The organism is uncultured Veillonella sp., from assembly GCF_900545205.1.
Classification (GTDB): domain Bacteria; phylum Bacillota; class Negativicutes; order Veillonellales; family Veillonellaceae; genus Veillonella.
On sequence record NZ_UQYC01000061.1, the window covers coordinates 1 to 10809 of the forward strand.

Genomic DNA, 10809 nt, shown 5'->3' on the forward strand with positions numbered 1-10809 from the left:
GCTCCACCCCGCTATAAATGGTGGAGGGAGAAGGATTCGAACCTTCGAAGTCGAAGACGGCAGATTTACAGTCTGCTCCCTTTGGCCGCTCGGGAATCCCTCCATAAATAAAATGGAGCTGGCGATAGGAATTGAACCCACAACCTGCTGATTACAAGTCAGCTGCTCTACCAATTGAGCTACGCCAGCATCATTACGACAAGATGTATTTTATCATCTGCCTCACTAAGTGTCAAGAACTTTTTAAAAACTTTTTTGAAGTTTTTCTTGTTCACTGCGGTATCCCTTAGTGCTTAATCATAATAACATGAAACGATACCCTATGCAAGTATTTTTTCTAAACTTTTTAAACTTCATTTTTTCCTCATCGGCAATCATAGATAAAGATAGATAATCGCTAGTATAGCAACAATAATTCTATAATATCCAAAGGAGGATAATGAAGAGCGATTTAAATACCATAAAAATACTTTTACAGTAATATACCCTACTATATACGATACTAATGTGCCAATGGCAAACATAATAATATCATTTAGATTTAGTAAATGAATTACCCGTAACAAATCATATACACAAACAATGATCATAACAGGTACAGCCATAATAAAAGAAAAATCAGCGGCAGCTCTACGCGTACATCCAATCAACATGCCTCCCGCAATGGTCGCACAAGGCCTACTATGACAGGAATTGGCCCAAATAGATACCCTTTAATAATATATAGTAAAAGATAGCCCGCTGTTAATACAGGTAGCACACCTGCCCCAATATGTAATAGAGATACGCCACGAGTTTTAATCCAATTCTTCCGTTTTAAAAAGCTATTAAATGTCCGTCTATAATGTGTATATATAGCAAGAATGGCGCCAATTTGAATAAACACTTCAAATACATCGGCATGAGCGCCTTCAAAATTAAGCATATGCCCAATAATAATCATATGACCTGTACTAGATACAGGAATGCATTCGGTTATACCTTCTATAATACCCAAAATGAGGGCAATTATATATTGTTCCATGATATCACCTACCTTTATATATGTGGTCATAACTCATGGCAATATATAATGCCCTCAGTAATCAATATAGCTTTAATTAATCAATAACCATAACACGTTCAGGTTTTGTAACTGTTACAACCGCATGTTTTGGATCATTATTGTGTTCTAAGTATAATTGATCACCTTCGAGATGACCACGCCAACCTACAACAATCGGATATGTTTTACTAATAGTCTTTAATAGTTCAAGAGGATTTAAATTTAAAATCGGTGCAAACAACACATTAATACCATCGATGAGCACCACTTCTGTATCACTACGACTTAATGCACGGCGAATTACTTCTTCTGCCAGTTGTGGTCTTTCATCACGAGGCACTAACAAAAATTCTTCTTCAATAAGTTGTTTTGCTTCTAAGTACTTCCAACCTTTTTGCTCAGACAATTCACGAATTAGCAAACTTTTACCAGAACCAGGACCACCAACGATAAACAATATGCGTTCATCATCACCTTGAATTTTTTCCCAACGTTCTCTTACATCTTGAACAGTAACCATATCCCTTGCCTCCTCGCTGTGACCAATCCTACTTAACTGGACGGTCAGATAACATAACGGATTTGATATATTGGTTTTTATCATCTAGGGCAAACTGTAAATATGAATCGCTTGCCGCTGGATTTTTATATTCATATACGGTAGACGTGCCCGCATTTGTTGTAGATTCAACAATACGAGTTGGCATACCATACACAAAGAGCAATAGATACTTAGTATCGCCCATCGCGATGCCACGACGGGTAGGTGTGTAAATGTTTAACAATACGCGATTGATAAGATTTTTTTTATCAACACTTACACCATATTCGTTATATCCAATAAAGGTGGAACCAAACAACATACCTTGATGTTTCCAATCATTATTGGGGTCATTAACAAAATGATCATTCAATTTATAGCCACGCAATACAAAATCATCAGCAGTCAACTTACCAGCTTCGAAATCATATACTGGAGCTTTAGGTAATCCAAATCTTGGCCATACTTGACCACTAATCATATCAACAGCTTCTACATTGCTTTGTTTGATGGTGAAAGCAATATATTCTTTCTGTTGTCCTAACATAGATTGTTGTTGGCTATTATTATTTGTATTCTCTATCGAGCCGTTAAAGTCCTTTTTTCGAGACAATGAATTTTCGGAATGACCTTCATAAAGGAAAATATAGCTTTCATTTTTCAAGTCACGCCACATCGCATTAGGACTGCCATAAGCAAATACCAATTCCATGCGCGTACTACCCACACCTATATCGCGTACAGTACGGGCGCCTTTTTTCGTACTATGAATATTAGTAATAGTATTTGGCTCAAAGAAATAGGTAGCCCCTTGACCTCGCAATTGATTGTTTATCAATCGTTCTTGAGTAGGTCCCGTATATACGGTTACCTCCAAATCTTTCATATAGTACGTCGTAAAGTTATCACGCACTACCGTTTTTTCTACATCTTTAGGTGCTACAAACTGATCACCTAAGCGGTACCCATCAATGGCATAATCATCTTCAGACCCTATGGTTGGTAAATTATTAGCCGTATAGGACTTGCCGATATCCGCCAAATTATTTTGCGTTACACTAGGCAAGGATCCTTCATTTTCGCTAGCTGCTTGCCAAAATTGTATGGAATCACCAAACTCGGTAACTGCCATTTGTTCGGCCAACCAACCTGTTTTTGTGTTTTCCTTCTTTATTTTTGTATCAATTTTAACGGCTTTAATCGGTGCATTATCTATATACGCAACAGAATTAGCCGCATCAGGTTCCACCGTTTCTACAGGTGCAGCAGTAGCTGCCGCATCATTTGTATCCTCTGTAGCTTCTACAGCCGTCGGTTTCACTGTGGAAATAGCCGGTTCTGCCGCATACCCTACCGTTGTAGCAGATAGGCCAACTAAAAGTGCCGCTACGATACGGCTCTTAATAGAATGATTCATCGATTACTCTCCAATTGCGCACGCAACCATGTCAACCATGGCTCTAACCCATTATGGGCCGTGCAACTTACTTCAAAAATCTCTCCTGTTGGATTCAAATTACGTATATCTTGTATTGCCTTGTCTTTTTTAAATGGTACATAAGGCAATAAATCTATCTTATTAATGAGAATAGCCTTTGACTCTTTAAAGATTAATGGGTATTTAAGAGGCTTATCTTCACCTTCAGTAACAGATAATACAGTTACCTTCATGCTTTCACCAATCTCAAATTCTGCAGGGCATACAAGGTTACCTACATTCTCGATAATGATCATATCGAGTTCATCAAGATTTAAATCACCTAGTGCATCTTGAATCATTTGTGCATCAAGATGGCAACCTCCCACTGTATTGATTTGAATAACAGGAACGCCTAATTCATGAATCCGTTCCGCATCCTTAGCAGTAAATAAATCACCTTCAATAACAGCAAGGCGGTAATCTTTTTTCAAATCATGTAAAGTTGCCTCCAATAGAGATGTTTTACCAGCCCCTGGAGAACCTAATAGATTAAATACAAAAATATTTTTTTCCTTAAACAACTGTTGTAAGGACTCTGCAATGGCATCATTTTTTGCCAATACATTAGTTTTAACTTGAACTTGCATGCCTAACCTTTCTATCAATCGATATCCATGGAGGTCACTTGTAGTTCGCGGCCACCAATGGTTTGTACGAAATGACTGTCACAATAGGGACAGATAAACTTATAATTTTCTACAGGAAATGTTTTATCACAATCCAAGCACTTTCCTTCAATAGGAATCGTATTAATTTCTATACGCGAACCTTCTGCTGCAGTCCCCTTTGTAACGGCTTCCCAGCAAAATAGGAGAGAATCTGGCTCTACTCCACTCATAAGGCCCAAATCGAGTTGAACGGAATGAATCACAGATGCATCGTGTTGGCGCAATGTATCGAGGGCTACATCAAGTATACCTTCTGCTATAGACATCTCATGCATGGTATGCCTCATATACAGCTTCAAGCATCATAGTAGTCGTTACAGAGCCTACACCACCAGGCACTGGAGTAATTGCAGACGCAATATCTTTTACCGCTTCATAATCAACATCGCCTACCGTCTTACCTTCTAGTTCATTAATGCCTACATCGATAACAACAGCACCTGGCTTAATCATATCTGCTGTAATCATATGAGCACGACCCGCTGCAGCAATAACGATATCGCCACGTTTTACTTGTTCTGCCAAATCAGGGGTTCTGGAATGGCACATTGTAACCGTACCATGTGCACCAAGTGTCATAAGAGCTACCGGCTTACCAATCACTTGGCTACGACCGATTACTACCACATGTTTACCCTCTACAGGAATATCATAGTGGTTTAAAATCGCCATGCACGCCTTGGCAGTACAAGGGGCAAAGCCACCTTTACCGGCAGTTACAAGACCAATATTATACGTAGTTAGACCATCGATATCTTTTTTAGGATCTAGCATATCGATAAGAGCCTCTGTATCAATGTGTTTAGGCATCGGCATTAACGGTAAAATCCCATGAACAGCCGCATCATTATTTAATTCTTGCAATGCTGTAACTACTTCATCCTGTGTAGCCGTTTCAGGTAATTGTTTTAACACAAAGCCATAGCCAAAGTTCTTGGCTGTCTTTTCCATAAATGTAGCGTACATATGAGCACCGTGGTCTTCACCAACGAGTAATACTGCCATAGTAATTACAGAGTCGCCAACTGCTGCAACTTTTTCTTGTAAAATCGCCTTGTGAGCGTCTGCTACTGCTTTACCGCGTAATTCGATCATAAGTATCTCCATTCATTCAAACTATCTATAAAATAAGGTGCCTCCGGAGAGGCACCTAAGTCTCTTATTCTATTATATAACGAACTGTCTATAATTTCTAATTATGACCGAATTCGTTTTATCTACGGAAATGAACAGTAATTGCTATACCAGCCTGAACAGTTGTACCGCTACTTTCATCTTGAGATGTAGCCGTACCAGTTCCATCCGGTTTAAAGGCAAGTCCCGCCTTATGTAACCAATCACGCACTTCACCATAGGTAAAACCAGTAAAGTTAGGCAATGTAACAGAACCATCACTTCCCGGTTTTGGTTCAGGTAATGTATTAGCAGCTTTAACAGCTACTGGTGTACTTTCTTTAACATACGGACTCATTTGGTAATACCGTACAAGTTGAGATACGATGTCCTTAAATACAGGGGCTGCAATTTGACTACCATAAAAAGAACCCTTTTGTGGGTCATCAATAACGACAAGAACTACAAATTTTGGATCCTCTACAGGGCCAAAGCCAATAAAGGACGCAATGTATTGTCCGTCGAGATAACCGCCATGTTTGGTATCTAGTTTTTGCGCCGTACCAGTTTTACCGCCGAAGTGATAACCTTCTACCATCGCTTTTGTACCGCCACCTTCGGATACTTCTTTTTCTAGAATATCTACAATGGTTTTAGCGGTTTCCGCCGGAACTGGTTGTCCCACAACAGATGTTTCAGTCGTACTTGTAACATCGCCTTGAGAGTTACTATAAGACTTGATGATATGTGGTTTCATCATAGCCCCACCATTAGAAAGTGCACCAAAGGCGCGAACCATTTGTAATGGTGTAACCGCAATACCTTGACCGATGGACATAGTCGCAACGTCTAGCTTACTCATATCCTCTGGATTATACAAAATACCTGCTCCTTCACCAGGCAATTCAATACCTGTTTCAGAACCAAAGCCATAATCACGTACATATTTCGAGAGAATATCTGCGCCTGTTAATGTACCAATTTCAGCCATACCAGTATTAATAGAGTACTTCAAAATATCTAGCAAACGAACAGGACCATATCCCTCACCATTCCAGTTTCTAATGATATGTCCATTGGCAGCGAAGGCCCCTTTATCGTTATACACAGTGTCTAACTTCCATTTGCCTGCTGCAAGAGCTGCAGATGCAATGATAGGTTTGAATGTAGAGCCTGGTTCATATAAATTGGTAACCGCAATATTTTTGAAAGCCTCTTCACCACTTTGGTTGTAGTTATTAGGATCATAACTTGGACGATTGGCCATCGCTAATATTTCACCGTTCTTTGGATCCATAACGATAACGCTGGCATGCTTAGCTCCTGTATCAACCATCGCCTTATCAAGAGCGCGTTCTGCAATAAATTGAATTGTTGCATCGATGGTTAAGGTTACACTTTTACCCTTATCTGGTAAAAATTTAGATAGTACGGAACCAAAGATGGCATTCCCTTTATTATCAGTAGCTACAATTTCTTGTTGTACGCCCCCCTTTAATTCGTCATCAAGAACCATTTCTAGCCCATCAAGGCCTTTATCATCAGTACCGACAAAGCCTAATACTTGTGCCGCTAAGACACCATTTGGATAATAGCGCTTAGATTCTTCAACGAAATTAAGGCCTGCAATATTATTATCCTTAATAACTTGTTGTACCCCTTTTGATTTGTCTGCATCCATCATACGATTCAACCAGACAAAGGCGGTATCCTCTTGCAAAGCTTTCACAATATTCTCTTTTGACATCGTTACGTACGGTGAGATGAGATCCGCAATCTCTTGAGGAGACTGTTTAATCATCTTCGGATCCGCATATAAAGATTTTGTAACTACACTCATCGCCAAAGGCTTGCCATTACGGTCATAGATTGTACCGCGCGGCGATTGTAATTTTCTATCTACTTGAACTTGTAATAAGTTTTTCTTCTCTAGGTCAAAGGTATCAAAGACCTGTAACTGTGCTAAACGCCCGATAAGGACGAAGGCAACGGTCATGAGTATGGCAAGGCACCACGTAGTGCGACTCCAATCACTCATGCGTAATAACGCTTTATTTAATAACTTCATCATTTCTCCACTGGACGGCGTAACTTATGGTCTAATGCATCATATAATGCATCTGGTTCATTGGGAATCACCCCATTTTGAACCTGACCTAATAAATACTGCAATCCTTCCCCCACTTTTTTCCCTGCAAGCTTAATAACTCGTTCGTCATAATTTAAATCCTTTGTATGGATAGGCATCTCTAGGCTAAGATCTGCCATACATTCACCAAAGGCTAAGGTGCCATCCGTCGATGCATAAGGCTTCCCACAGCCTAATACATCGGCAGCACAAACCTTAGATAATTGTTCCCATGCAATTCGCATAATTTGACTATCTCGAAACTCACCGCTGCGAGCCTCTTTACGGATCCACTTCTTCTCATTAGCTTCCCCATTTTGTACAAAATAGTGAAAGCGCATATGATTTTTTACAATCCAAGCTACACGGCGCACAAAACTCTTAGGGTAACCTAAACGAGTAAGTAATGTTTCTGTCATTTCAGCCCCTAATGTATCATGACCACGATCTGTGAGGCGACCATTCACCACAGCACGCACCGTAGGCATCCCCTTTGCTACATCGTGTAACAGTGCACCCCAACGTAATGTTAAATCTGGTTCTGTATGAGATACAACGGCTAATGTATGATACCAACCATCAAATTCGTGAAAGTCTTTTTCTTGTGGTAAATTCACAAGATGGTATAGCTCTGGTAAAATAGGCACTTCACGAGCCACGCCATTTTCTACAACGCGACAAGAGCACTCGGCCAAGCGAGATTGTACTAATACATCAAGGCCCTTAGCTACAGCGGGTGCAAGCATCAATCGGTCCAGTTCACTGCGAACTCGTTCGAGAGATAATCCAGGTACACGATGAAAGGCCTTTGGCATAGCTTCTAATAAGTCTTCGGTAGGTAAGAAATCTAGCTTTGCCACAAAGCGGCATGCTCTAAATAATCGCAATGCGTCTTCTTCGAAGCGTTGCTGTGCATTGCCAATGGTTCGCAATGTCTTATGCTTGATATCTCGACGTCCCCCTACTAGGTCTATGACCTCACCAAAACGATTCATCGCCATGCCATTGACCGTAAAGTCGCGACGCAACACGTCTTCCTCCAAGGTATCGGCATAAGCGATTTCTTCTGGTCGATGACTATCCGCTCCATATCGTTCAGTGCGATACGTTGCAATTTCATATTGCTTTCCTTCTAGTGTAGCTACTACTACACCAAAAGATTTTCCTACTAAGTCTGTCGTTTGAATATCTTGACCGCGTAGGACTTCAATTACCGTATCAGGGCGTGCAGACGTCACAATATCAAAGTCATGAGGCTTTTGATGCATCAAAATATCACGCACTGCTCCGCCAATGATATAGGCTTCATAACCTGCTTCTTCTAATACAGTCAATATTCGATTGGCTTGTTCCATCATGCACACTCCTTTCTGAACTAGTCTAACCTTTATTTTACTACAAATGAAAGCATGAAAAAAGTGCAATCCTATAAGGATTGCACTCGTTCTGCAATAGCTGTACCCGTCGGTGTTACCGCAAGGCCGCCATCACTTGTTTCACGCAATGCTGCTGGCATAGCGCGACCGATATTATTCATTGCTTCAATAACTTCATCTGGTGGAATTTGACTTTCAATATTCATCAAAGCCAATTCAGATGCAGTAATGGCATGAACTGCATAGAAACCATTACGTTTAACGCACGGTACCTCTACAAGCCCTGCTACTGGATCACAGGCAAGGCCCAATAAGTTTTTCATGCACAATGCGATAGCATGTCCTACTTGACGAGGCGTACCACCCATCATTTCTACAATAGCACCGGCAGCCATACAAGCGGCCGTACCAATTTCTGCTTGGCAACCGCCAACGGCACCGGCCACACAAGCGCGATTCGCTACGACATTGCCAATGCCAGAGGCAGCCAAGAAGCCCTTTACCATAGTTGCTCTATCTAGCTTGTAATGGTCCGCTACTGCTTTCACCGCACCAGGCATAACACCACAAGATCCAGCCGTAGGGCACGCAACAATGCGGAACATCTTTGCATTTGCTTCATTAACAGCAATAGCATAGGTCATAGCTTTGTACGCAATATCACTCATAAATCTTGGTGTTTGTCCATTAAGCTGTGCTGCCTGGCCACCGGACATACCAGACGCTGTTTTTTCTGCATAGTCTATACCATCTTGAATAGAACCTTCAAAGATGTCTAAACGATGCTCTATTTCACGAATAACCGCTTCTTCACTGCGGTCATAATTTTCTAATTCATAACGCAGTACTACTTCACCAAAGGAAATGTTATTTTCCTCAGCTAAGCGAATAATATCTGCAATTGTATCGTATGCATAACTCATCATTCGCCCTCCTATAACGCTTCAAAGGTCATCACATCTTGAATGCCTGGACACTCGCGCATAAACTGAACGGTAATAGGATTTACTACTGTATCGGTAGTAATGACCATCACTGCATCCTTGTGCTTACCCTTACGGAATACACGCATGGTAGCAATATTAATATCGGACTCACTCAATGCTTGGCTCACAAGAGAAATGGCACCAGGTCTATCCTCATGAAATACGACAAGGGTAAACTCATCGCCAGTAATAGACATATCATTGCCATCTACTTCGGTAATCATAATTTGACCACCACCAAGAGAACGACCAATAACAGTCATATGGCGATTATGTTCATCGTACATATCAAAACGAACTACATTAGGATGGCCTACATCGAGAGGAGACTCAATAAAGTTGTACTCCATCCCCTCTTTCTCAGCTAATTTATGAGCAACACGAATATTCGTATCATCCTCTTTGAACCCCAATAAACCGCCAATCAAAGCACGGTCTGTACCATGACCTTTATAGGTCTTCGCAAAAGATCCATATAAGGTTAAATCTACCTTTTTAGGTGTGGAACGGAAAATACACCGCGCCATCTTACCTAGCCGCGCAGCACCAGCTGTATGCGAACTAGACGGGCCAATCATAACAGGCCCTATAATATCAAAAATACTATTCATACACGCCTCTATATACACATAGACAATGTGAAAAAATCTTACTTTACCTATAGTATAACAATCAATATTCAACCATGTCCATATGCACATTAGAGGCATTTTTGTATATTCCAAATGGACAAAAACTTATTCAAGATACATTAAGTGTCTCTAACATCTCGATTTTTTAAGAAAATACAAAATACATTTCTATATTTACTCTTTCAACTAATAGGTCCCATCCCTCAAAGAATTAATATCAGCTATGATATTAAAAATAAACATGAGTATGAAGCAAATTATTATGGGGAGAACAGTATAAAAATCCCATTTTGCCTTTTTCATAAGTACACCCTTTGTTTCCTCATCCAAAGCTGAATCTTGAATAATAGCCCCTCTTCTTAGCCACAATTCTACTAGACAAAATAAGAACGTTGTCATGCTCAATCCTATAGTTGCAACAATCCGATAATATGGTACATCTGCATAATATGCTATATTTAAAAGAATAAAAACAAAAATACCATTCCCGACCTCTGTATAAAGCATTACTTTAGATTGTTTAACCTTAACTTTCTTTAGCTCAAAATAAGGATGCTTTATAAAATAGAGGCAATATAAAAACATTAAAAACAGTGAAATACCTAACACTGCTACACCCCCATTAAACTGCAACTCATTACGTAAAAAGAAATAAATATTGTTACCAATCATTATATATGAAGCACTCATCTATTAGCAATCTTCCCCTCAGCATACTATTTTTGTAAAAGCTATCATGGGAAATAGTATATTGATGGGACTTATTTTCTACTAACGTTTTACAAATAGCTTTTACCAAATAGTAAAAAACACACCTAGAGCATAACCCTAGGTGCGTCA

At 40.0% G+C, this 10809-nt stretch carries 10 protein-coding genes, 2 tRNA genes and 1 pseudogene; all 13 read right to left on the bottom strand.

The annotated features are described in order from the left end of the window. Positions 1-18: 18 nt before the first annotated feature. Positions 19-103 (bottom strand) — tRNA-Tyr (locus QZR70_RS07005). Between the two features lie 10 nt (positions 104-113). After that, a tRNA-Thr gene (locus QZR70_RS07010) sits at positions 114-189 on the bottom strand. Between the two features lie 185 nt (positions 190-374). Then, a pseudogene (locus tag QZR70_RS07015) lies at positions 375-1024 on the bottom strand (undecaprenyl-diphosphate phosphatase). Positions 1025-1100: 76 nt separating this feature from the next. Next, complete coding sequence (brxF, locus tag QZR70_RS07020) at positions 1101-1565, bottom strand: BREX-3 system P-loop-containing protein BrxF (RefSeq protein WP_005385460.1); 465 nt, start codon at positions 1563-1565, stop codon at positions 1101-1103. A 28-nt stretch (positions 1566-1593) separates the two neighbouring features. Beyond that, positions 1594-3003, bottom strand: coding sequence for a hypothetical protein (locus QZR70_RS07025; RefSeq protein WP_005385458.1), 1410 nt, complete (start codon positions 3001-3003; stop codon positions 1594-1596). Beyond that, positions 3000-3653 carry a hydrogenase nickel incorporation protein HypB gene (gene hypB, locus QZR70_RS07030; RefSeq protein WP_005385456.1) on the bottom strand — a complete coding sequence of 218 codons (654 nt, stop codon included), beginning with the start codon at positions 3651-3653 and terminating at the stop codon, positions 3000-3002. The genes QZR70_RS07025 and hypB overlap by 4 nt, the downstream gene beginning before the upstream one ends. Positions 3654-3667: 14 nt before the next feature. After that, positions 3668-4009 (bottom strand): hydrogenase maturation nickel metallochaperone HypA, encoded by a 342-nt coding sequence (gene hypA, locus QZR70_RS07035; RefSeq protein ID WP_005385455.1) that lies wholly within the window; start codon positions 4007-4009, stop codon positions 3668-3670. Then, positions 4002-4829 (bottom strand): bifunctional 5,10-methylenetetrahydrofolate dehydrogenase/5,10-methenyltetrahydrofolate cyclohydrolase, encoded by an 828-nt coding sequence (locus QZR70_RS07040; protein ID WP_060924355.1) that lies wholly within the window; start codon positions 4827-4829, stop codon positions 4002-4004. The genes hypA and QZR70_RS07040 overlap by 8 nt, the downstream gene beginning before the upstream one ends. Positions 4830-4947: 118 nt before the next feature. After that, positions 4948-6915: a penicillin-binding transpeptidase domain-containing protein gene (locus QZR70_RS07045; RefSeq protein ID WP_295794087.1), complete on the bottom strand. Its 1968-nt coding sequence runs from the start codon at positions 6913-6915 to the stop codon at positions 4948-4950. Further along, a complete protein-coding gene (locus QZR70_RS07050) occupies positions 6915-8333 on the bottom strand; it encodes a CCA tRNA nucleotidyltransferase (protein WP_295794089.1) in 1419 nt (472 codons plus the stop codon). Before QZR70_RS07050 ends, QZR70_RS07045 begins: the two co-directional genes overlap by 1 nt. A 68-nt stretch (positions 8334-8401) precedes the next feature. Continuing rightward, positions 8402-9274 carry an L-serine ammonia-lyase, iron-sulfur-dependent, subunit alpha gene (sdaAA, locus tag QZR70_RS07055; protein WP_005385447.1) on the bottom strand — a complete coding sequence of 291 codons (873 nt, stop codon included), beginning with the start codon at positions 9272-9274 and terminating at the stop codon, positions 8402-8404. 11 nt (positions 9275-9285) lie between these two features. Then, positions 9286-9948, bottom strand: a complete 663-nt coding sequence (gene sdaAB, locus QZR70_RS07060) for an L-serine ammonia-lyase, iron-sulfur-dependent subunit beta (protein WP_005385446.1) — start codon at positions 9946-9948, stop codon at positions 9286-9288. 207 nt (positions 9949-10155) lie between these two features. Next, entirely contained in the window at positions 10156-10641 is a 486-nt protein-coding gene (locus tag QZR70_RS07065; protein ID WP_295794091.1) for a hypothetical protein, read from the bottom strand. Positions 10642-10809: the final 168 nt, after the last annotated feature.